Source organism: Pseudarthrobacter sp. B907 (genome assembly GCF_040137805.1).
In the GTDB taxonomy this organism is placed as follows: domain Bacteria; phylum Actinomycetota; class Actinomycetes; order Actinomycetales; family Micrococcaceae; genus Arthrobacter.
In genome coordinates this window covers 80,796-104,145 of sequence record NZ_JBEEQE010000001.1, presented here as the reverse complement: position 1 = coordinate 104,145, position 23,350 = coordinate 80,796, and the positions used below count along the sequence as shown (strand labels likewise).

Below are 23,350 nucleotides of genomic sequence, written 5' to 3'. Positions count from 1 at the left end.
CCGCCGGGCAGTGAAACACGGGGACTTCCGGTAACATCGACGTATCAGCTTTGACCCGGCCATCACCGGTGAGCTTCCGGAAGAACGCTCCGGCGCGGCAAACATACCGCGCCAGGGCCGGTAGAACCGGACGGGTAAGCCCGTCACAGCAGTCAACGAGCGGCCGACGCCGGTGCAGCGCTTTCCTTTGGATTCTTAGAGGAAGGACGGGACCGGGGACGGTAAGTGAGGTGGTACCGCGGTGCCGGTGTTGGTGAAACAACACAGGAGCCGTCCTCGCATCCTGAATGAATCCCGCTATTCACCAGCTCAACCCAGGATGTCGAGATGACCCATTACCCCAAGGCCTCCGCCGCACCCGCAGGCGCCAGCACCTCCGCCTCCAACACCACTGGCGTGTCCGCCTCCGTGAAGTTCCCGGAGATCGAAGAGCGCATCCTGAAGTACTGGGACCAGGACGGCACCTTCCAGGCCAGCATTGACCAGCGCGATGCCGGTAAGGACGGATCCAATGAGTTTGTCTTCTACGACGGCCCGCCCTTCGCCAACGGCCTGCCGCACTACGGCCACCTGCTGACCGGCTACGCCAAGGACCTCGTGGGCCGCTACCAGACCCAGCGCGGCCGCAGGGTGGAGCGCCGCTTCGGCTGGGACACCCACGGGCTGCCCGCCGAGCTGGAAGCCATGAAGCAGCTCGGCATGACGGACAAGACCCAGATCGAGGCCATGGGCATCGACAAGTTCAATGACGCCTGCCGTGCCTCGGTCATGAAGTACGCCGACGAGTGGAAGAGCTACGTCACCCGCCAGGCCCGGTGGGTGGACTTCGAGAACGACTACAAGACGCTCAACGTCGAGTACATGGAGTCCGTGCTCTGGGCCTTCAAGCAGCTGCACGAGAAGGGCCTGACCTACAACGGCTACCGGGTGCTGCCGTACTGCTGGAAGGACGAGACGCCGCTGTCCAACCATGAACTGCGCATGGACGACGACGTTTACAAGAACCGCCAGGACCAGACCGTCACGGTCACCTTCCCGATCACGGCGGGGGAGTCGGAGCTTTCCCGGCAGCTCGCCGGCGTGCAGGCGCTCGCCTGGACCACCACGCCCTGGACGCTGCCCACCAACCTGGCGCTCGCCGTCGGGCCTGCCATTAACTACGTCGTGCTGCCCGCCGGCCCCAACGGAATCAAGGCCGCCGCGGCCGACGCCCCGGTCAGCGGAAGCTTCCTGCTCGCCGCGGACCTGCTGGGCGCCTACGCCAAGGACCTCGGCTACGGCGACGGCGTCGAGGGCGCGACCGCCGCCGAGGCCGCCGTCACTTCCCGCCACACCGGTGCCGAGCTCGAGGGCCTGAGCTACGAACCGCTCTGGGACTACTTCCACGACGCCGAGAAGTACGGCACCGAGAACGCCTGGCGCTTCCTCGTGGCCGACTACGTCACCACCACCGACGGCACCGGCATCGTCCACCAGGCGCCCGCCTACGGCGAGGACGACCAGAAGGTCTGTGAAGAGGCCGGCATCCCCGTGGTCCTCTCGGTGGACGAGGGCGCGAAGTTCCTGCCGCTCTTCGGCCACGGCGACCTCGCCGAGATCGCCGGGCTCCAGGTCTTCGAGGCCAACAAGCCCATCACCCAGGTGCTCCGCGCCCAGGGCCGCCTGGTCCGCCAGGCCAGCTACGAGCACAGCTACCCGCACTGCTGGCGCTGCCGCAACCCGCTGATCTACCGCGCCGTCTCCTCCTGGTACGTCGAGGTCACCAAGTTCAAGGACCGCATGTCCGAGCTGAACCAGGAGATCAACTGGATCCCGGGCAACGTCAAGGACGGCCAGTTCGGCAAATGGCTCGCCAATGCCCGCGACTGGTCCATCAGCCGCAACCGCTACTGGGGCAGCCCCATCCCTGTCTGGCAGTCCACCGACCCGGACTACCCGCGCACCGACGTCTACGGCTCGCTCGCCGAGATCGAAGCCGATTTCGGCCGGCTGCCGCTGAACAAGGCCGGCCAGGTGGACCTGCACCGGCCGTTCATCGACGAACTGACCCGGCCCAACCCGGACGACCCGCGCACCCCGGAGGAGGGCCAGTCCGTGATGCGCCGCGTCGAGGACGTCCTGGACGTCTGGTTCGACTCCGGCTCCATGCCCTACGGCCAGGTGCACTACCCGTTCCAGAACGAGGAATGGTTCGACACCCACAACCCGGCGGACTTCATCGTCGAGTACATCGGCCAGACCCGCGGCTGGTTCTACATGCTGCACATCCTCTCCACCGCACTGTTTGACCGGCCGGCCTTCCGCAACGTCATCAGCCACGGCATCGTGCTGGGCTCGGACGGGCAGAAAATGTCCAAGAGCCTGCGCAACTACCCTGACGTCTCCGAGGTCCTGGACCGCGACGGCTCCGACGCGATGCGCTGGTTCCTGATGTCCAGCCCCATCCTGCGCGGCGGCAACCTCGTGGTCACCGAACAGGGCATCCGCGACGGCGTCCGCCAGGTCATCCTGCCGCTGTGGAACGTGTACAGCTTCTTCACGCTGTACACCAACGCCGCCACAGGCGGCGCAGGCTACGACGCTAAGCTCCGCTACGACGGCTACGCCGACACCCTGGACCAGTACTTGATGGCCAACACCGGCGACCTCGTCCGGAACATGACCGCGCAGCTGGACAGCTACGACATCTCCGGCGCCTGCGACGAGCTGCGCGGCTACCTGGACATGCTCACCAACTGGTACGTCCGGCGCAGCCGCCAGCGCTTCTTCGACGAGAACGTCGACGCTTTCGACGCGCTCTACACCGCAGTGGAAACGGTCTGCCGGGTCGCGGCGTCGCTGCTGCCGCTGGTCTCCGAGGAGATCTGGCGCGGCCTCACCGGCGGGCGCTCCGTACACCTGGCCGACTGGCCGGACGCGGACCTCTTCCCGGCCAACCCGGAACTCGTCGAGGCGATGAACCGGGTGCAGCACATCTGCTCCACCGGCTCCTCGCTGCGCAAGGCCGCCAACCTCCGTGTGCGCCTGCCGCTGCAGGAACTCACCGTGGTGGCACCCGGCGCAGGCGCGCTGGAAGGCTTCGCCGCCGTCGTCGCCGATGAACTGAACCTGCGCTCCGTGCGCCTGCTCGACGCCGAGAGCGCCTCCCCGGAGGAATTCGGCATCGAACAGAAGCTCGTGGTCAACGCCCGGGCCGCCGGCCCGCGCCTGGGCAAAAACGTCCAGCAGGCCATCAAGGGCTCCAAGTCCGGCGACTGGAGCGTCGACGACGCCGGCGTCGTCACCGCCGGCGGCCTGACCCTGGAACCGCAGGAGTACACCTTGGAAACCGTCGTGGCGGAAGCCGCGGAGGGTGAAGGCTCGCGCGCAGCGGCCGTCCTGCCCGGGGGCGGGTTCGTGGTCCTCAACACCGAGGTCACCCCGGAACTGGAAGCCGAAGGCATCGCCCGTGACATGGTCCGCGCCATCCAGCAGGCCCGCAAGGATGCCGGCTTGAACGTCAGCGACCGGATCCGGACCAACGTCACCGCCACGATGGACGTCGTCGACGCCGTGAAAGCCCACGAAAACCTGGTGGTCACCGAAACCCTCACGATGGAGCTCGGCTTGTCCTCCAACGGAGACGGCACCGAACTGCAGATCACCGTCGAAAAGATAGAGGCCTAATCCATGACCGACGAATTTTCCGTAGAGAGCGTCTACGCCGAGCTGCTGGGCCGGGCGCCGGAAAACAAGATGGAGCCGCGGCTGGCACCGCTGCACCGGGCCATGGACATCCTGGGGGAGCCGAACAAGGCGTTCCCGATCATCCACGTCACCGGCACCAACGGCAAGACCTCCACCGCCCGGATGATCGAGGCCGGCCTGCGCGCCCACGGCCTGAGCACCGGCCGCTACACCAGCCCGCACCTGTCCAAGGTCACCGAGCGGATCAGTATCGACGGCGAGCCGGTGCCGGACGAGACCTTCGTCCGGATCTGGGACGAAATCCGGCCCTACCTGGAGATCGTGGACGGCGAGCTCGAAGCCGAGGGCCAGCCCCGGCTGACCTACTTCGAGTGCCTGACCATCCTGGGCTTCGCCGTCTTCGCGGACCAGCCGGTCAACGTGGCCGTCATCGAGGTGGGCCTGGGCGGCATTACCGACGCGACCAACGTCGGCGACGGCCAGGTCGCCGTCATCACCCCGATTTCACTGGACCACACCGAACTGCTGGGCGAGACCACCGAGGAGATCGCCTACGAAAAGGCCGGCATCATCAAGCCCGGCGGCTTCCTGGTCAGCGCGGCGCAGCCCGTCGACGCGGCCCAGGTCCTGCTGGACAAGGCCAAGGAAACCAACGTGCCGTTCCGGTTCGAAGGCGTGGAATTCGGCGTCGAGTCCCGCAACGTGGCCGTCGGCGGCCAGATGGTGACCATCCAGGGCATCGCCGGCCGTTACGAGGACCTGCTGGTGCCGCTGCACGGGGCGCACCAGGCCGAGAACGCCGCCGTCGCGATCGCCGCGCTGGAGGCCTTCTTCGGCGCCGAAAAGCCGCTCGACGCCGAGGTGCTGCAGGAAGCCTTCGCCTCAGTCAGCTCCCCGGGCCGGCTGGAGGTGCTCCGCACCGCGCCGACCATCATTGTGGACGCCGCGCACAACCCGGAGGGCATCCGGGTCTCCGCCGAGGCCATCCACGAGGCCTTCAGCTTCAGCAAGCTCGTGGTGGTGGTCGGTGTGCTGAAGGAAAAGGACGCCGAGGAGATCCTCCGCCAGCTCAAGGAATCGCTGGGCGACCTCGCCTCGGAGTACTGCTTCACCCAGTCCAACTCGCCCCGCGCCGTACCGGCCGAGGACCTCGCCGAGCTGGCGATGGACCTGGGTTTCGGTGAGGACAACATCCACGTCGCCGAGAAGCTCGACGACGCCCTCGAATGGGCCGTGGAGAGGGCCGAGTCCAACGAGGACCTGGCTGGCGGCATCCTCGTCACCGGCTCCATCACGCTCGTGGCCGAGGCCCGGATCCTGCTCGGAAAGCCCGAGGCGTAACCATGGCCAGACTTACCAAGGCCCAGCGCGAATGGCGCCCGGGAATGCCCAAAAAGCGCCGCTCCACCAAGGTCATGTTCGCCTCGACCGTGCTGCTGCTGGAGGCCTTTGTGGCGCTCTTCGGCACCCTCGCGGTCTTCGGGCTGCGGCGCGGGGAGCTGCCGCCGCTTCTCGTCTTCGGCGTCGGCATCGGCCTGAGCGTGGTGCTCGTGCTGACCTGCGCGGTGCTCTCGAAGCCGTGGGGCGTGGCCCTGGGCTGGATCCTGCAGATACTGCTGATCCTCACCGGCATCGTGGAGCCCACAATGTACGTGGTCGGCGGCCTCTTCGCCATCACCTGGTGGTACGGCATCCGGACCGGCATCCGGATCGACCGCGAGGCTGCCCAGCGCGAACGCGAGCAGGCAGCCTGGGACGCCGCGAACCCCGAGGGCCAAAGCAACTAGACTTGTCCCGAACCCCACCCCAACCACATTGGAGCAGCTGTGAGCATTGAGCGCACCCTCGTCCTGGTCAAGCCCGACGGCGTCGCCCGCAACCTGACCGGCAGCATCATCGCCCGGATCGAAGCCAAGGGCTATACCCTGGCCGAACTGAAGAAGGTCAACGCGACCCGCGAACTCCTCGAGCAACACTACGAGGAGCACGTGGGCAAGCCGTTCTACGAGCCGCTGGTCGAGTTTATGCTCAGCGGCCCGGTGGTGGCCGCGATCTTCGAGGGCCACCGCGTGATCGAGGGCTTCCGTTCCCTCGCCGGCACCACGGACCCGACGACGGCGGCGCCCGGCACCATCCGTGGCGACTTCGGCCGCGACTGGGGCGTCAAGGTTCAGCAGAACCTGGTCCACGGCTCCGACTCGGCCGAGTCCGCCGAACGCGAGATCAACATCTGGTTCTAGGAACCAGCAGCACCCCAGCGAGGTGACAGCTGAGGCCAATGTTCAACGCGAACATTGGCCTCAACTGTCACCTCGCGGCGGTTAATCCGGGTCCGTCTCCTCAGTAGCCGGAGGTGCCGATGAAGACCTGGATGAATGCGAAGAAGATGGTGGCGACCACGGCGACGTAGAGCAGGGCCGTAAGGATCCAGCCGGAGTCGCCGAGGATGCGGGCTGCGGCGGAGGGCATCGGGATGACGCCGTGGCTGACGTTGCGGACGGTCACCCAGACGAACAGCGGGATCATTGCGGCCCAGACGATCATGCAGAACGGGCACAGGATGTGGATGGAGTAGAGCGCCTGCGACCAGAGCCACACCACAAAGGCGAAGCCCAGGGTGACACCGGCCTGCAGGCCGAGCCAGTACCAGCGGGCGAACCTGGCGCCGGCGAGGAGGCCAATGGCGGTGGTGATGATGACGGCGAACGCGACGATGCCGATGAACATGTTGGGGAATCCGAAGACTGAACTCTGCCAGGTCTGCATCACCTGGCCGCACGAGATCCACGGGTTCACGTCGCACACCGTCACATGGCCGGGATCCTTCAGGACTTCCAGTTTTTCCAGCACCAGCGTGCCGGAAGCCAGCCAGCCGACGACGCCGGTGATCAGCAGGAGCCACGCGAACGGCCGGTCGCGGGTCATCGGCGGCAGGGGGCGCTCCGCCTCGGCCGCGCCGGCGGCGTGCTCGCCGGCGGTCACGTCGTCCGGGGCGTGGGAAATGCTGGGCATGGGAACTCGATCCTTCGCGTCGGGTGCTCTTGGGCCGATTGTATCGCCGCAGGCTGGACGAATCGGGATGGGTGTTGTGCCGGCACTAGTGATTCGGTGCGCGGCGCGGGACGGATGCCCCGCTTAGCCCGGCTTTGGCGGCTCTTGTGAGACAATGAACGTGGCTGGGACATGATCCACATTCGCGTCTCAGTCCGGCGACTTTGTTTTCAAGACCGCCAATGATGAGCAGGGCATACTTCGGGTCCCTCGATCCGTCCTATCCCGCAATGCCATTGGACGGCACCTGGTTGTGACGTACTGATCAACGGGTTCAGCACAATCTCGCCGGCCTTCCAGGGCTGCCGCACCCCACTGCCGGTGCGAACCTGGGGGTACTCAATTGACTTCTGTCAATGCCTGCGGGTGTTGACAAATATTTGCCCCCGCGGGTGCCGGATGTGGCGGTACATCAGGGGCAGGAGTGTCGCCACATATGGATAATGACCAGCTTGTAGCCGGTAACGACGAAGCAACTGTTACCGAGGAAGCAACGGAAACCGCCGCAGCAACGGAGGCGCCGAAGAAGGCCACCCGGACCCGGCGCAAGGCCGCGGCCAAGGAGGAAGCCCCCGCTGCGGACGCAGAAGCAGCAGCCGGCACATCCGACGCCGTCGCCGACAGCCCCGCGGCAGCCGAGCCGGTGAAGGCCCCGGCCCGCCGGGGCCGGTCGCGGAAAAAGATCGAAGCCGAAGCAGAGCCCGCCGCCGCCGAACCAGCTGCAGCAGCTGAAGAGGCGCCCGCTGACGCCCCGGCTGAGCAGCCCACAGCCGAAGAAGCCCCGGAGAAGCCCGTCCGCCGCCGCGCCTCCCGCGCCAAGAAGGCGGCCCCCGTGGCCGAGGAGACCGAGGACGCCGCCGCGCCGGCAGAATCCGTCCCAGCCGCCGAGCCGGTCCTCGCTGCCGCCGACGCCGCGGCCGAGGCCGCCCCTGCTGCGGATACCCCCGAAGCCACCGAGGCCCCGTCACTCTTCCTCGCGCCCGGCGCCGTCACCTCGATGATCTTCCAGGCCCCGGACCTGACCGCCGTCGTCCGCCCCGCCCCGGCCGCAGCCGAGGAAACGGAGGACGAGGACGACGAATCCGAGGGTGACGACGCGGGCAGCCGCCGCCGCCGTCGCAGCCGTGGACGCCGCGGCCGCAGCCGCGCCGGCGAGGCGGACACCGACGCCGACGGCGGAACCGAAGACGCCGCCGAGTCCGGTGAGGATACCGAGGGCACCCTCGAAGACGGCGTCACCTCGCGCCGCCGCCGCCGTCGCCGCCGCGGCGACCAGGACCTCGAACTGACCGGCGGCGGGGACGACGATCCGCCCAACACGGTAACCCGGGTCCGTGCCCCGCGCGCGATCAGCGAGGCCCCGCCCAGCAACCGCGTCACCTCCGTCAAGGGCTCCACCCGCCTCGAGGCCAAGAAGCAGCGCCGCCGCGAGTCCCGCGACACCGGCCGCCGCCGCACGGTCATCACCGAGGCCGAGTTCCTGGCCCGCCGCGAATCCGTGGACCGCCAGATGATCGTCCGCCAGCGCGACGACAGAATCCAGATCGGCGTCCTGGAGGACGGCGTGCTGGCCGAGCACTTTGTCTCCAAGACCCAGCAGGACTCCCTGATCGGCAACGTCTACCTGGGCAAGGTCCAGAACGTGCTGCCGTCCATGGAAGCCGCGTTCGTCGACATCGGACGCGGCCGCAACGCCGTGCTCTACGCCGGCGAGGTCAACTGGGACGCCGTCAACCTCGAGGGCAAGCAGCGCCGGATCGAAAACGCGCTCAAGTCCGGGGACTCCGTACTGGTCCAGGTCACCAAGGACCCCGTCGGCCACAAGGGCGCCCGCCTCACCAGCCAGATCTCCCTGCCCGGCCGCTACCTCGTGTACGTGCCCGGCGGCTCCATGACCGGCATCTCCCGCAAGCTGCCCGACGTCGAACGGAACCGCCTCAAGCGGATCCTCAAGGACCGCCTGCCGGAGAGCGCCGGGGTGATCGTCCGCACCGCCGCCGAGGGTGCCTCCGAGGAAGAGCTGACGCACGACATCAACCGTCTGCGCGCCCAGTGGGAAGGCATCGAGAGCCAGTCCACGTCTACGAAGATCCTGGCCCCCGAGCTGCTCTACGGCGAACCGGACCTGACCATCAAGGTGGTCCGCGACGTCTTCAACGAGGACTTCTCCAAGCTGATCGTCTCCGGCGAGGAAGCCTGGGACACCATCGAGGCCTACGTCACCTATGTGGCTCCGGACCTGGTGGGCCGGCTCGAGAAGTGGACCAAGGACACGGACATCTTCGCGGCCTGGCGCATCGACGAGCAGATCCACAAGGCACTGGACCGCAAGGTCTTCCTGCCCTCCGGCGGCTCGCTCGTGATCGACCGCACCGAAGCCATGACCGTGGTGGACGTCAACACCGGTAAGTTCACCGGCAGCGGCGGCAACCTCGAGGAAACCGTCACCAAGAACAACCTGGAAGCGGCCGAGGAAGTCGTCCGGCAGCTCCGACTCCGGGACATCGGCGGCATCATCGTGATCGACTTCATCGACATGGTGCTCGAATCCAACCGCGACCTCGTGCTGCGCCGCATGGTGGAGTGCCTGGGCCGCGACCGGACCAAGCACCAGGTGGCGGAGGTGACCTCCCTAGGGCTCGTGCAGATGACCCGCAAGCGGATGGGCACCGGGCTGCTGGAAGTCTTCGGCGAACAGTGTGAAGCCTGCGCCGGCCGCGGCGTCGTCACCCATGACGAGCCCGTCGAGCACCGCCGTGCCAACACCGTCGCCGCCGAACACCACGTCCCGCGGGCCGAACACCAGCCCCCCGCGCGTACCGAGCGCAAGCGCCGCCGCGGCCGGGGTGGCCAGGGTTCGGACGAGCAGTCCGCGCCCGTTGCAGTGCACCCGGAGCCCACCGAGGCCGAGCGCCACGCCAAGGCGGAGGCTACCCGCGCGGCGCTTGCGAACATCGCCGCCGCCGCACACGCCGCCCACCTGCACGACGGCGACGCGACGGCTGCGCCCGACGCCGAAACCCGCCAGGCGGCGCTGAACGCGGCCGTGGAAGTTGCCTCGACGGAGGAAGCTGCCGGGCGTCCGGCCGCCGTGCTGACCTTCGGCGGCGAGCAGGTTGCCCTGCCGTTCGTCGAGCACGCCGAGGAAGCGCAGCAGCCGGCGCTGACCCTGGACCTGCTCACCGAGGCCTTCGCCAACCTGGGCGACGCCGAGGCCGGCAAGCCGGCGGCAGCGGAACAGGGCGCGGAAGCACCCGAAGCCCAAGCTGAGGCCGCCGAGCAGGCCCCTGCAGCGGAAGCCGCCGAAGCCGCCGCCGCGGCGCCGTCCCGTGCCACCCGTGGCCGGGGACGCGCCCGAACCGCACGGATCCAGGCCCCGAGTGCCCGCACCCGCGAGCCGCAGGCGCCCGCCCGCCAGGAAGCCGCCAAGGCACCGGTCCGTCAGGAAGCCGCAAAGGCTCCCGCTGCGCAGGCACCGGTCAGGCAGGAAGCTGCCAAGGCTCCCGTAGTGCAGGCCGCCGCGGCGGACACCACCCCGCCGCGCCGGGTACGCCGGAACCGGAGCGCCAGCCGCGCCCAGGGCGCCGCCAACGAGACGTCCGTGCAGCAGCGCGCGACTGCTCCGTCGGCCGTTGCCGGTTCGGTCCACGAGGCCAAGGCCCCTGAGCCGGCGAAGGTGGCCGCCAAACCGGCCGCCAGCGAGCCAATCATCCTCGGCGTCGGCGTTCCCGCCTCGGAGCTGTAGCACCGGGCAGACACCGCCACTCGCGGGTATCGACCGGGCTAGACGCAACATTGCGTCGAGCCCGGACGGTACCCGCGAGTTCGTTAACGGGCGCACGGTAACAACCGCAGCGGTGCGGACAGAGCCTGGCACGGACCGCTAGGCTGGGGGACTGACACGGGGTGCCGCGCAACGAGCCGGCTGAGATCCAGACCCGTTGAACCTGTCCGGTTAGCACCGGCGAAGGGATGTCTCTTGATTTCATCGACCCAGCCAGCCGCAACCGAGCAGGCAGGACCGGCCCGGCCCGCGTCCATCCTGCAGTCCACGTTCCCGTCTGCCGCCCCCGGCGAACCCGTTCTGCCGACGATTCCGCGGGTCCTCGCCATTGCGGGCTCGGACCCCTCCGGCGGCGCCGGCATCCAGGCGGACCTGAAGAGCATCGCCGCGCATGGCGGCTACGGCATGGCGGCCATTACCGCGCTGACGGCCCAGAACACCCAGGGCGTCCGGTCCGTCCACGTGCCGCCCGCGTCCTTCCTCACCGCCCAGCTGGACGCCATCAGCGAGGACATCACCATCGACGCCGTCAAGATCGGCATGCTCGGCGACGCCGTCGTGATCGACGCCGTCCGGGCCTGGCTTGAGGAGGTCCGCCCCGCCGTCGTGGTCCTGGACCCGGTGATGGTGGCCACCAGCGGCGACCGGCTGCTGCAGGAATCGGCCGAGACCGCCCTGCGGGCCCTGCTTCCGCTCGCGGACCTCATCACCCCGAACCTGGCGGAACTGGCCATGCTGCTTGGCGAAGAACCCGCCGCGGACTGGGACGAGGCGCTGGACCAGGGCAAACGGCTCGCGGCGCTGACCGGCTCCACCGTGCTGGTCAAGGGCGGCCACCTCCAGGACACCGGCGCTGACGACGACGGCGCAGGCTGCCCGGACGCGCTCGTCAACACCGGGGGACTGCTTGGTGCGGAGACGGTGGTGGTGCCGGGCAAGCGGATCGCCACCCGCAACAGCCACGGCACCGGCTGCTCGCTGTCCTCGGCGCTGGCCACGGTGCAAGTCCGGACGGGGGACTGGGAGGCGTCGCTGCGTGAGGCCAAGCCGTGGCTGCTGGGCGCGCTGCGGGAGGCCGGGCGCCTCGACGTCGGACGCGGCAACGGTCCGGTGCACCATTTCCACCACCTGCAGCAGGGCGGTTCGCCCTCCGCATCCGCCTTCGCCCGCGAGGGGGACTTCGCCGCGGTCCTCGACGGGCACGCCGCCGGCGGGCTGGACGCGATCTACGCCCTGGACTTCATCCGCGGCCTCGTGGACGGCTCCCTGCCGGAACAGGAGTTCGCCTACTACCTCGGCCAGGACGCCCTCTACCTCAACGGCTACTCCCGGGTGCTGTCGCGCGCGGCCGCCCTCGCGCCGTCGGAAGCCGAACAGCTGTTCTGGTCCCGTTCGGCGCAGCAGTGCCTCGAAGTGGAGTCCGAGCTGCACCGGAACTGGCTGGGAGGCCGGGCAGTGGCGGGAACGCCGGGACCGGTCACCAAGGCCTACGTGGACCATCTGCACGCGGCCTCGCTCGCCGGCAGCTACGGCGTGCTGGTGGCCGCGGCGCTGCCGTGCTTTTGGCTCTACGCCGAGGTGGGCGCCACCTTGCACCGGGAGTTCCTTGGCGCCGGCGCCCCGGTGGGTCACCCCTACGCGGACTGGCTGCGCACCTACGCCGACGAGGCCTTCGCGGAGTCGACCCGGCAGGCGATCAGGTACACGGACGCGGCGGGCCGGCGGGGTTCCGAGGCCGAGCGCAGCGCCATGGCCCTCGCTTTCGGGCAGTCCTGCCGGTACGAGGTGGAGTTCTTCGACGCGCCGAGGTTGCACGCCTGAGCGGCCCGGCGGGATGCGGCCGGTACGATGATGGGGCGCGGTTCCGGAAGTCGCTGCGATGCCACCACTTTGGCCCTTCGGGGACAGTGTGTGGCGTCCGTCACGCACTACCGCCGGGACCGGCCTCGTTTGCGGCCGAAGGCAAAATTAGCGTAGTCTAGATCTTCGGTGCTTACGCCAACACTTGGGTTATGACCTTGAGGAACTGTTCACCCGCCCTGCGGGCAGGACTTTCCACGGGATAGCTCATGGGTTCCCCCGGGGAATCCACCGGCGTTGAGGCACAGCGTGAGCCGGTCCAAAGACTTTGGCGCCAGGTTCCGCACGCAAATCTAGTAATAAACGTCGAGAGAAGTGAGTTCCCCAGTGGTGTACGCGATTGTCCGCGCAGGCGGCCGCCAAGAGAAGGTTTCCGTTGGAGACTTCGTTACCCTGAACCGCGTCCCCGGTGGAGCCGGCAGCACCTTTGAGTTGCCCGCACTGCTCCTGGTGGACGGTGACAAGGTCACGACTGCAGCCAAGGACCTGGCCAAGGTAACGGTTACGGCTGAGATCCTGGAAGACCTCCGTGGTCCCAAGATCGTTATCCAGAAGTTCAAGAACAAGACCGGTTACAAGAAGCGCCAGGGTCACCGTCAGGAACTGACCAAGGTCAAGATCACCGGTATCAAGTAACTCCCCGTTACTGATCAGGTTCCAACAGTTTCCCCAGAATTTTTGAAGGCAGGCATTCCAAATGGCACATAAAAAAGGCGCGAGCTCCACTCGCAACGGTCGTGACTCCAACGCCCAGTACCTCGGCGTCAAGCGCTTCGGCGGCCAGGTAGTTTCCGCAGGCGAGATCATCGTCCGCCAGCGCGGCACCCACTTCCACCCGGGCGCCGGCGTCGGCCGCGGCGGCGACGACACCCTGTTCGCCCTGACCCCCGGTGCTGTCGAGTTCGGCACCCGCCGTGGTCGTCGCGTTGTGAACATCGTGGCTGCTGCAGCTGCAGAGTAACAACAAGTTCTAAATCGGTGGGGCGGGCCAATAGGTCCGCTCCACCGGTGTTTTAACCGCATTACAATCATCTTGGGCCCCTGGGACCCGAGGAACAGCACTGAGGAGATCCACGTGGCGAGCTTTGTAGACCGGGTAGTACTGCACGTATCCGGCGGTACCGGCGGCCACGGCTGTGTCTCCGTCCACCGCGAAAAGTTCAAGCCACTTGGCGGCCCCGACGGCGGCAACGGCGGCAACGGCGGCGACGTCATCCTGCGCGTGGACCCCCAGACCACCACCCTGCTCGACTACCACCACGCCCCGCACCGGCACGCCACCAACGGCGGCCCCGGCATGGGGGACTGGCGCGGCGGCAAAAACGGCGAGACCCTGGTCCTGCCCGTTCCCGAAGGCACCGTCGTCAAGAGCAAGGACGGCACCGTCCTGGCTGACATGGTGGGTGAAGGCGCCGAATTCATCGCCGCGGCCGGCGGCATCGGCGGCCTCGGCAACGCCGCGCTCTCCTCGCAGAAGCGCCGCGCCCCCGGCTTCGCCCTGCTCGGCATCGAAGGCGAATCCAGCGACATCGTCCTGGAACTGAAGTCCATCGCCGACATCGCCCTGGTCGGGTTCCCCTCCGCCGGCAAGTCCAGCCTGATCGCGGCCATGTCCGCGGCGCGGCCCAAGATTGCCGACTACCCCTTCACCACCCTGATCCCCAACCTCGGCGTCGTCCAGGCCGGCGACGTGCGCTTCACCATTGCCGACGTCCCGGGCCTGATCGAAGGCGCCAGCGAAGGCAAGGGCCTGGGCCACCACTTCCTCCGCCACGTCGAACGCTGCGCCGCGCTGGTGCACGTGCTGGACTGCGGCACGCTGGAATCGGACCGCGACCCCCTCTCGGACCTGGCCGTGATCGAGGCAGAGCTCGAAAAGTACGCCGTGGACATGAGCTACGCCGGCACCGACGGCGAAGTCGTGCCGCTGAACCACCGCCCGCGCCTGGTCGCCCTGAACAAGGTGGACCTGCCCGACGGCAAGGACATGGCCGAATTCGTCCGCCCGGAACTCGAAAAGCGCGGTTACAAGGTCTTCGAAATCTCGGCCACCAGCCATGAGGGCCTCCGCCAGCTGGGCTTCGCCATGGCGGAGATCGTCAAGGCCGCCCGCGACGCCGTCGCCGCAACCCCGCCCAAGGTCCAGGCCCCCGTGCTGCGGCCCCGCGCCGTCAACGAGAGCGGCTTCACCATCCGCCGCGAGGAGAAGAACCTCGAGCCGCTGTTCCGCGTCCTCGGCGAGAAGCCGGTGCGCTGGGTCAAGCAGACCGACTTCACCAACGAGGAGGCCATCGGCTACCTCGCCGACCGCCTCGCCAAGCTCGGCGTCGAAAACGAACTCTTCAAGCAGGGCGCCAAGCCGGGCGACATGGTCGTCATCGGCGAGGACGACGGCGTCGTCTTCGACTGGGAGCCGACCATGATGGCCGGCGCCGAACTGCTGGCATCCCCGCGCGGCACCGACGTGCGCTTCGCCGACATCGGCGACCGCCCCACCCGTGGCCAGAAGCGCGAGGACCAGCAAGAGCGCCGCGACGCCAAGGCCGCCGCCCGGGCCGAGCTCGAAGCCGAACGCAAGGCCGGCATCTGGACCGAATCGGTCAGTGCCCGGCGCGCCCGGCAGCCGCTCAAGGAGAGTGGACTCGGCGAAGCCGATGACGAGTAACGCGGTCACTGTGCCCGGCGCGGCCGAGTCGCCCAGCCGCGCCGTGCTCTCCGGCGCCCGCCGGATTGTGGTCAAGGTCGGCTCCTCCTCGCTGACGTCCATCCGCGGCGGCATCGCCGAGGAAGCCCTCACCGACCTCGCCGACGCCCTCGCGCACAAACGCAACGCCGGCACCGAGATCATCCTCGTCTCCTCCGGGGCGATCGCCGCCGGGCTGGCGCCGCTGGGCCTGGACAAGCGCCCCCGCGACCTCGCCACCCAGCAGGCCGCCGCCAGCGTGGGCCAGGGGCTCCTGATGGCCCGTTACACCCACGCCTTCGGCGCCCACGGCGTGACCGTGAGCCAGGTGCTGCTCACCGCCGACGATTTTATGCGGCGCAGCCAGCACACCAACGCCTTCCGTGCCCTGGACCGGCTGCTGAACCTGGGCGTGGTCCCGGTGGTCAACGAAAACGACACCGTCGCCACCCATGAGATCCGCTTCGGCGACAACGACCGGCTCGCGGCCCTGGTGGCGCACCTGGTCCGCGCCGACGCGCTCGTACTGCTCTCCGACGTCGATTCGCTCTACGACGGCCCGCCCTCGCACGGTGCCCGGCGGATCGCCCACGTCGCCGGCCCGCACGACCTCGAAGGGATCTCGATCGGCAGCACCGGCAAAGCCGGCGTCGGCACCGGCGGCATGGTCACCAAAGTCGAGGCCGCGTCCATCGCCGCCGGCTCCGGGATCCACGCCCTCGTGACCTCCACCGCGAACGCCGCCGCCGCACTGGCGGGGGAGGACGTGGGCACCTGGTTCTCGGTCAACGGCGCCCGCAAGCCCATCCGGCTGCTCTGGCTCGCCCACCTGGCCTCCGTGCAGGGCACCCTGGTGCTCGACGACGGCGCCGTCCGGGCCGTGCGGGACCGCCACACCTCGTTGCTGCCGGCCGGGATCTCCGCCGTGCACGGCGACTTCGAAGCGGGCGACGCCGTCGAGATGGTCGGCACCGACGGGACCGTGATCGCCCGCGGCCTCGTGAACTACGGCGCCGCCGAGCTGCCGCAGATGCTGGGCCGTTCCACCCGTGAACTCGGCAAGACGCTGGGGCGCGGGTATGACCGTGAAGTTGTTCATGTTGACGACCTGGTGCTGGTCTAAGCCCGCTGCTCGCCTAAACTTGGAGCATGACTGAGGCCCTGACTTCGCACCCCGACCTGCCGGTTCACGACGCGCCCGCCGAAGGCGTCCCGTCGGCCGCAACGGGCGTCGAGGCCGCCGTGCATGCCATCGCCGACCGGTCCCGGGTGGCCTCCCGCCGGATGGCACGCGCCAACCGGGCGTGGAAGGACCGCGGCCTGCGCGCCGTCGGCGCCGCGCTGCTGGAATACAAGGACCGGATTCTGGCCGCCAACGCCAAGGACGTCGCGGCCGGTCGCGCCAACGGCACCTCGGCCGCGCTGCTGGACCGCCTCACCCTCACGGACGCGCGGGTCCAGGCCCTCGCCGCCGCCCTGGAAAACCTCGCCAACCTCCCCGACCCGGTGGGCAACGTGGTCCGCGGCCAGACCCTCCCGAACGGGCTGCGGCTGCGCCAGGTCAACGTGCCGATGGGCGTGGTTGCCGCGATCTACGAGGCTCGTCCCAACGTCACCGTCGATATTGCCGGGCTGGCGCTCAAAAGCGGCAACGCCGTCATCCTGCGCGGCGGCAGCGCCGCCGCCGCCACAAACGCCGCGCTGGTAAGTCTGCTCCGCGAGGCACTGGACTCGGTGGGGCTGCCCGCGGATGCGGTCCAGAGCGTCGACGAGTTCGGCCGCGAGGGTGCGAATGTCCTGATGCGGGCCCGTGGCCGGGTGGACGTGCTGATTCCCCGCGGTGGACGCGAACTTATCCAGACCGTGGTGATGAACTCCTCGGTGCCCGTCATCGAAACCGGCGAAGGCAACGTCCACATCTTCCTCGACGCCTCGGCGGACGAGGAGATGGCCGTCGAGATCCTGCTCAACGCCAAGACCCAGCGCCCCAGCGTCTGCAACACCGTCGAGACCCTGCTGGTCCATTCGGGCTCCACCGTGCTGCCCGCCGTCGCTGCCGCCCTGCGGGCCGCCGGCGTCACCCTGCACACGGACGAACGGATCCGGGCCGCGCTCGGCCCCGGGGTGGAGTCCGTTGCCGCCACCGAGGCGGACTGGGCCACCGAATACATGGATCTCGACCTGGCCGTGGCCATGGTGGACAGCCTGGACGAGGCGGTGCAGCACATCCGCACCTGGTCCACCGGGCACACCGAGGCGATCCTCACCAACGACCTTGCCAACGCCGAGCGCTTCATCGCCGAGATCGATTCCGCGGCCGTGATCGTGAACGCCTCCACGCGGTTCACCGACGGCGGCGAGCTGGGCCTGGGCGCCGAGGTGGGCATTTCGACGCAAAAGCTGCACGCCCGCGGTCCGATGGGCTTGACCGAACTCACCACCACGAAGTGGATCGTGCAGGGCGAAGGCCAGATCCGGGCATAGCAACGCGGTAACATGGAAGGGAAGCCAGGAACGGCGGGACCTTTCTGCGACGTAAATCAGTCGTAAATCAGTCGTGAACCCGACGTAAACCTGCCGTAAAACCGTCATAAATTGTGAACTCACTAGGGGAGAACATGCTGTTGCAGCAGATCGCCACATCCATCGCCGCGGCCGGCGAACACGAAGAACTCGCGCCGCTCATTGCGCCGCCGTTCGTTATCGGTGGCACCATGTTCGCGATCCTGCTGGTCCTGATGTTCATCACGCTGTCCTACGGCAACCTCGGCAACCGCCACGAAGCCGTTGAGGAGCACGCGGACCCGCACCGCCAGCACCCGAACAAGCACGACCACGGCCAGGGCCACTAATATTTCCGCCACCGTGAAGCAGCACGGCGCAACGCGCCGCCTGCGGCTGGGTGTGATGGGCGGCACGTTTGATCCGATCCATCACGGCCACCTCGTCGCGGCCAGTGAGGTCGCGGCGAAGTTCGGCCTCGACGAAGTGGTGTTTGTGCCCACCGGGCAGCCTTGGCAGAAGAGCAGCAAAAAGGTCAGCGAGGCCGAGCACCGGTACCTCATGACCGTCATCGCCACAGCGTCGAACCCGCGCTTCACGGTGAGCCGGGTGGACGTCGACCGCCCCGGCCCCACCTATACCATCGACACGCTGCGTGACCTGCGCACCCTGCGCCCCGATGCGGACCTGTTCTTCATCACCGGCGCCGATGCGCTGGCCCAGATCCTGTCCTGGAAGGACATCGACGAGCTGTGGTCGCTCGCGCACTTCGTTGGGGTGACACGCCCGGGGCACGTGCTGGACGGCATGGGCCGCGACGACGTCAGCCTGCTGGAAGTGCCTGCCATGGCGATTTCCTCCACGGACTGCAGGGCACGCGTCGCCGCAGGAAACCCCGTCTGGTACCTCGTGCCCGACGGCGTGGTCCAGTACATCGCCAAGTATGACCTGTACGACGGCGGGCCCGATCCCCAGCCGGACAGCCAAGAGTTCCGCCCCGTCCAAGAAGTAAACCAAACCGCCAGCACCGAATGAGCCTTCAATGAGTCAGGAACAGCCTCCCATCCGCAGCCGCCGCGAATTGCGCCTGGCCAGGGATGAACGCCAGGAAGTGGACCCCGGCGCCGGCGCGCCCGGTGCTGTTCCGCCTGCCCCGGAGCGCGCCGCTGCGGCCGGCTCCGGTACGGCCGAGGACAGCGCGAACCCTGCCTTCTCCGAGCGGCCCGAGGAGCCGACCGAGGCCGAAACCACCGGCCGCCGCCGGATCCCCGGCCCGGTGGACTCGGTCCGGACCACTTCGGCTGCCCAGCGGTCGTCCCAGATCCGCGCCCGCGACCGCGCGGCCCTGCGCACCATCAAGGAACTCGCCGAGAAGGAAGGCCAGCTTTCCCCCGGCGGGCCGCCCACGCGCCGCCAGCTCCGGCTCCAGCAGCTTGCCGAGGAAACGGCCCCCGCCACCTCGGCCAACCCCATTGTGCCGATGCCCTCGCCGCGGACCCGCTCGCACCCCGTCGTCGCGCCGGCTGCCGCTGCACCGGAGGTCCAGGCCGCCCCGGCTACGCAGGATGCCGACCCCGACGGCGGTGTTCCCGGCCCCGGCGGGAAGCTGCCGGAAGGCATGAGCGTCGAGCAGGCCCTGGCCGCGCGTGAGCTCCTGGCCGCGCAGGCCCGCAACCAGGTGGCGAAGATGGAGCACATCGCCGCTACGGACCCCGACGCCGTCAACCCGGAGGTGCTTGCCGAGCAGATCGCCCTGGCCGAGCGTGCCGCCGTGCTCAACCGGCGGGCCGCGGCCAAGCAGAAGCTGGCCGAACAGAACAGCCAGCCGCCGCAGCGCAACGATCCCTCGACGGCGAGCAACCTCGCCATGGTCACTCCGCTGGAATTCGTCGAGGTTCCCGGCGTCGAACGGCCGGTGATGAAGCGCCCTGCCACGTCACACGTGCCGGTCGCCACCAACTCCAGCCCCAAGGTCCAGCCGAAAACCTCTCGCCGTCCGGGCCTGTCCCGGCTGCGGGATGCCGGACCGGTGAAAGGCCGGGCAGGCGTCCTGGCCCGGGCGGAGGCTGCCGCGCAGGCGGGTACCCGGCCGGCCGTGTCGGCCGCCCAGCCGGTTCCAGACGCCCCGGTAACCGAGGAGGACTTCGCGGCCCGGCCGCCCGTGGCTGCCAACGCCGCCTATGGGCTGGATCCGCTTGACGCCGCCACAGCCGGACTGGGCAGGGCACAGCGCCTGCGCGCCCTCCAGCTCGGCGTCCTGGCCCTGGGCGTGCTCGCACTCATCGCCGGAATCATCCTGATCATCACCGGAATGGCCCACTAGCCGCCAACCCCGCAACGACCCCGTGCCGCGCCGGTCCGCCAGGTAGCGCTTACGGACCGTTCAGCTTCCCCGTCTAAGAGTTTCTACATCTCAAGAATTTCCAATTTCACCAAGGAGTCCCGTGACTGCAACCGATTCATCCATCGCCACAGCCCGCCACGCAGCCCGTGCGGCAGCGGAAAAATTGGCCGAGGACATTGTGGCCCTCGACGTCAGCGAACGGCTCGCCCTGGCGGACGTGTTCCTGATCGCCTCGGCGCCGTCCGAGCGCCAGGTCAACGCGATCGTCGACGGCATCGAGGATGAACTGTCCAAGTTCGACCTCAAGCCGGTCCGCCGCGAGGGACGCTCCGGCGGCCGCTGGGTGCTGCTGGACTACGCCGACGTCGTGATCCACGTCCAGCACGAAGAGGACCGCGTGTTCTACGCCCTGGAGCGCCTCTGGAAGGACTGCCCGGTGGTTGACCTGCAGCTCGGCGACGACGCCTCGGCAAAGGCCGGCGCGGCCACCGAAACCGAGTAGCCGGCCCGGCCGCCGCAGCGCCAGAGCCTGAATATGCCCGATTTGGAATTTTCAGAAGTGCTGATCTAAGATATTTGAGTTGCTTCGGGGAGAACGAAATCGGAGCAGCGAAAATTCGGGGCTGTGGCGCAGCTGGTAGCGCACCTGCATGGCATGCAGGGGGTCAGGGGTTCGAGTCCCCTCAGCTCCACCGGATGATCCGCCGGAATCGAAAGATTCCGGCGGATTTTTTGTGCCCAGCCGGTGCCACGACGCCGGCGGTGGCGCGCTGCACGACGCGCCGCGCCCCGATTAGCGTCACGGGCAAATGTAGATTAAGCTAATCAGGTTGCTTGATCGAATCGGCCTTCGGCCGGCGGGATCAGCGGCAAGTTCGGGGCTGTGGCGCAGCTGGTAGCGCACCTGCATGGCATGCAGGGGGTCAGGGGTTCGAGTCCCCTCAGCTCCACCGAACAGGGTCCCGCTCAATGAGCGGGACCCTGCTGGTTTAACCCTCACCTAGGATGGGACCGTGAACGAAGAGCGCCTGGCCGACGTTGTGGTCATTGGCGCGGGGCAGGCCGGACTGTCCGCCGCCTACCACCTGCAGCGCCGCGGTTTCGTCCCGGCTGACGACGCCGACCAGGGTGCCGCCCACGGCGGCGGCAGCGCCGCAGGCCCGCTGACGTATGTGGTGCTCGACGCCGAGGACGGCCCCGGAGGCGCCTGGCGCCACCGCTGGAAAAGCCTGCTGATGGCCACCGTGAACGGCATCAGCGATCTCCCCGGCATCCCGCAGCCCTCGGTGGACCCGCAAGAGGCGAGCTCCAGCTTCCTGAGCCGCTACTTCGGCGACTACGAGACCGAGCTGGGTCTGGCCATCCGGCGCCCCGTGAAGGTGCGCTCGGTCAGCCGCGAGGATAGCAATCCGGCCGGACGGCTGCGTGTTGTCACCTCCCGCGGCGCCTGGTCAGCCCGGGCCGTGGTCAACGCCACCGGCACCTGGACCCGGCCGTTCTGGCCGATCTACCCGGGCCAGTCCAGCTTCCGCGGCCGGCAGCTGCATGTGGCGGACTACGTTTCGGCCGAGGAGTTCCGCGGCCAGCACGTGCTCGTGGTCGGCGGGGGCATCTCCGCCGTCGGCCTGCTCGAGGAAATTTCCCACGTCACCACCACCACCTGGTTCACCCGGCGTGAACCCGTCTGGCGCGACCGCCTTCGACCGGCAGGCCGGCCACGGCGCCGTCGCCCTCGTCGAAGAGCGGGTCCGGCAGGGACTGCCGCCGCAGAGCGTCGTGGCCGTCACCGGCCTGATCTGGACCCCAACCTTGCGCGCCGCCGCCGAGCGCGGTGTGCTCCGGCGCAACCCCATGTTCACCGGCATCGAACCCGGGGGAGTGCGGCTCGCGGACGGCAGTTTCCTGGCCGCCGACGTCATCCTTTGGGCCACCGGCTTCCGGGCCGAGCTGGAGCACCTCGCACCGCTGCACCTGCGCGGGCCCGGCGGCGGCATCGCGATGGACGGAACGCAGGTCGCCGCGGCACCCCGGGTGCACCTGGTGGGTTACGGCCCCTCCTCATCCACCATCGGGGCCAACCGCGCAGGCCGGGCCGCCGTGGCCGGGATCGTCAAACTGCTGTCCGGTTCGGGATAACGTAAAACGGTGCAAAATACGCTCGAACAACTCTTCCCCCGGCTGCGGCGGTTCCCCGATGTCGAGGCCGCCAACCTGCAGGCCTGGGACGCCACCGACAGGCTGCTGCTGGACACCGCGGCCGAGCTACAGGCCGCCGGTGTCATCGCACCCGGCGCCACGACCGCCGTCGTCGGCGACCGGTACGGTGCGCTGACCCTCGGCCTGCTGGCGCTGGGCGGGCCGGGCACGCAGGCGGGCGGGGTCCGCGTACACGAGGACCTGGTCACCGGCGAACGCGCGCTGCGCCACAACGCCGAACTCGTGGGGATCACCGAAGGGTTCGACCAACTCCCGCTGGACGCTGCGCTGGACGGCGCCGGACTGGTGCTGCTCCAGCTGCCCAAGTCCCTCGCCGAACTCGAGGAGATCGCCGACGCCGTCGCCCGGCACGCCGCGCCCGGGGTGGTGCTGCTGGCCGGCGGCCGGGTCAAGCACATGAGCCTCGGCATGAACGCCGTGCTGGAACGCTACTTCGGCGAGGTGCAGCCGCAGCTGGCGCGGCAAAAATCCCGGATCCTGCTCGCCCGCGCCCCCAAAACGGTCGCCGCCGTCCCGCCCTTCCCGGTCACCGAGCGCAACGCCGAGCTGGACCTCACCGTCTGCGCCCGGGGCGCCGTGTTCGCCGGCACCGGGCTGGACATCGGCACCCGCTTCCTGCTGGGATTCCTGCCGGAGATGCCCGCCGTCCGGCACGCCGTCGACCTGGGCTGCGGGACCGGAATCCTCGCCGCTATGTACGCCCGAAGCCACCCGGACGCCCGTGTCACGGCCACCGACAGGTCCGCGGCCGCCGTCGAATCGGCCCGGGAAACGGCCCGCGCCAACGGCCTCGACGCCCGGCTCGACGTGCTGCAGGACGACGCCATGAGCACCCTGCCCGACGCCGGCGCCGGCCTGGTCCTGCTCAACCCGCCCTTCCACCTCGGGGCCACCGTGCACGCCGGGGCAGGACTCAAGCTGATCGAAGCCGCCGCCCGGGTCCTGGCCCCCGGCGGCGAACTCTGGACCGTGTTCAACAGCCACCTGCACTACCAGCCGGCGCTGGAACGGCTGGTCGGGCCCACCCGCCAGGTAGGCCGCAATGCGAAATTCACCGTCACCGCGAGCGTCCGCAGGCCGTAGCCCAGACCGCGCTGGCGGCAGCGCCGGCCGGCCGGGCAGAAAACAGCCCGACTGTGAAGCCGCTCTATGGGGCTCGGGCCGCGGGTAACGTACGATTCTGGAATCAGCAGTGCTTGGCCGAAGACGTTTAGAGGTATCA

General features: G+C 68.8%; 17 protein-coding genes, 2 tRNA genes, 1 pseudogene and 1 riboswitch. Of the genes and pseudogenes, 19 read left to right on the top strand and 1 reads right to left on the bottom strand.

All coding sequences use genetic code 11. The features are described 5' to 3' along the window. Positions 1-327: 327 nt before the first annotated feature. The 4 genes from ileS to ndk are packed head-to-tail and all read left to right on the top strand — an operon-like array spanning position 328 to position 5,927. Complete coding sequence (gene ileS / locus ABLI39_RS00505; RefSeq protein WP_349411378.1) at positions 328-3,666, top strand: isoleucine--tRNA ligase; 3,339 nt, start codon at positions 328-330, stop codon at positions 3,664-3,666. 3 nt (positions 3,667-3,669) lie between these two features. Next, positions 3,670-5,028, top strand: coding sequence for a bifunctional folylpolyglutamate synthase/dihydrofolate synthase (locus tag ABLI39_RS00500; protein ID WP_349411377.1), 1,359 nt, complete (start codon positions 3,670-3,672; stop codon positions 5,026-5,028). A 2-nt stretch (positions 5,029-5,030) separates the two neighbouring features. Next, a complete protein-coding gene (locus ABLI39_RS00495) occupies positions 5,031-5,474 on the top strand; it encodes a DUF4233 domain-containing protein (protein WP_349411376.1) in 444 nt (147 codons plus the stop codon). A gap of 39 nt (positions 5,475-5,513) precedes the next feature. Next, positions 5,514-5,927 carry a nucleoside-diphosphate kinase gene (gene ndk / locus ABLI39_RS00490; protein ID WP_349411375.1) on the top strand — a complete coding sequence of 138 codons (414 nt, stop codon included), beginning with the start codon at positions 5,514-5,516 and terminating at the stop codon, positions 5,925-5,927. Positions 5,928-6,027: 100 nt separating this feature from the next. Here the strand turns inward: ndk and ABLI39_RS00485 are convergent, their stop codons facing one another. After that, the gene (locus ABLI39_RS00485) at positions 6,028-6,699 is read right to left on the bottom strand and encodes a vitamin K epoxide reductase family protein (protein WP_349411374.1); all 672 of its coding nucleotides are present in this window, start codon (positions 6,697-6,699) and stop codon (positions 6,028-6,030) included. A 475-nt stretch (positions 6,700-7,174) separates the two neighbouring features. Between ABLI39_RS00485 and ABLI39_RS00480 the strand changes: the two genes are divergently transcribed. The 15 genes and pseudogenes from ABLI39_RS00480 (at position 7,175) to ABLI39_RS00410 (ending at position 23,211) form a co-directional block, all read left to right on the top strand. Beyond that, entirely contained in the window at positions 7,175-10,483 is a 3,309-nt protein-coding gene (locus ABLI39_RS00480) for an Rne/Rng family ribonuclease (RefSeq protein ID WP_349411373.1), read from the top strand. Positions 10,484-10,630: 147 nt separating this feature from the next. Further along, a riboswitch (TPP riboswitch) is annotated at positions 10,631-10,728 on the top strand. A 49-nt stretch (positions 10,729-10,777) separates the two neighbouring features. Next, a complete protein-coding gene (locus ABLI39_RS00475) occupies positions 10,778-12,343 on the top strand; it encodes a bifunctional hydroxymethylpyrimidine kinase/phosphomethylpyrimidine kinase (protein WP_502935169.1) in 1,566 nt (521 codons plus the stop codon). A gap of 366 nt (positions 12,344-12,709) precedes the next feature. After that, on the top strand, positions 12,710-13,018 hold the full coding sequence (rplU, locus tag ABLI39_RS00470) for a 50S ribosomal protein L21 (RefSeq protein ID WP_138770443.1): 309 nt from the start codon (positions 12,710-12,712) through the stop codon (positions 13,016-13,018). 61 nt (positions 13,019-13,079) lie between these two features. Then, positions 13,080-13,343, top strand: a complete 264-nt coding sequence (rpmA, locus tag ABLI39_RS00465) for a 50S ribosomal protein L27 (protein ID WP_009372867.1) — start codon at positions 13,080-13,082, stop codon at positions 13,341-13,343. Positions 13,344-13,457: 114 nt separating this feature from the next. Further along, positions 13,458-15,047: a GTPase ObgE gene (obgE, locus tag ABLI39_RS00460; RefSeq protein ID WP_349411372.1), complete on the top strand. Its 1,590-nt coding sequence runs from the start codon at positions 13,458-13,460 to the stop codon at positions 15,045-15,047. Continuing rightward, the gene (proB, locus tag ABLI39_RS00455) at positions 15,037-16,188 is read left to right on the top strand and encodes a glutamate 5-kinase (RefSeq protein WP_349411371.1); all 1,152 of its coding nucleotides are present in this window, start codon (positions 15,037-15,039) and stop codon (positions 16,186-16,188) included. Before obgE ends, proB begins: the two co-directional genes overlap by 11 nt. A 26-nt stretch (positions 16,189-16,214) precedes the next feature. Continuing rightward, on the top strand, positions 16,215-17,549 hold the full coding sequence (locus ABLI39_RS00450) for a glutamate-5-semialdehyde dehydrogenase (protein ID WP_349411369.1): 1,335 nt from the start codon (positions 16,215-16,217) through the stop codon (positions 17,547-17,549). A 134-nt stretch (positions 17,550-17,683) separates the two neighbouring features. Further along, a complete protein-coding gene (locus tag ABLI39_RS00445) occupies positions 17,684-17,917 on the top strand; it encodes a hypothetical protein (protein WP_349411367.1) in 234 nt (77 codons plus the stop codon). Positions 17,918-17,972: 55 nt separating this feature from the next. Then, entirely contained in the window at positions 17,973-18,602 is a 630-nt protein-coding gene (nadD, locus tag ABLI39_RS00440; protein ID WP_502935168.1) for a nicotinate-nucleotide adenylyltransferase, read from the top strand. Between the two features lie 7 nt (positions 18,603-18,609). Then, positions 18,610-19,890: a hypothetical protein gene (locus ABLI39_RS00435; RefSeq protein ID WP_349411364.1), complete on the top strand. Its 1,281-nt coding sequence runs from the start codon at positions 18,610-18,612 to the stop codon at positions 19,888-19,890. A 121-nt stretch (positions 19,891-20,011) separates the two neighbouring features. After that, a complete protein-coding gene (rsfS, locus tag ABLI39_RS00430) occupies positions 20,012-20,413 on the top strand; it encodes a ribosome silencing factor (protein ID WP_349411363.1) in 402 nt (133 codons plus the stop codon). Positions 20,414-20,530: 117 nt separating this feature from the next. After that, positions 20,531-20,603 (top strand) — tRNA-Ala (locus ABLI39_RS00425). Positions 20,604-20,788: 185 nt separating this feature from the next. After that, positions 20,789-20,861: transfer RNA gene (locus ABLI39_RS00420), tRNA-Ala, on the top strand. 63 nt (positions 20,862-20,924) lie between these two features. After that, positions 20,925-22,047: pseudogene (locus ABLI39_RS00415) on the top strand (NAD(P)-binding domain-containing protein). Positions 22,048-22,056: 9 nt separating this feature from the next. Beyond that, positions 22,057-23,211, top strand: coding sequence for a class I SAM-dependent methyltransferase (locus ABLI39_RS00410; protein WP_349411362.1), 1,155 nt, complete (start codon positions 22,057-22,059; stop codon positions 23,209-23,211). Positions 23,212-23,350 lie beyond the last annotated feature (139 nt).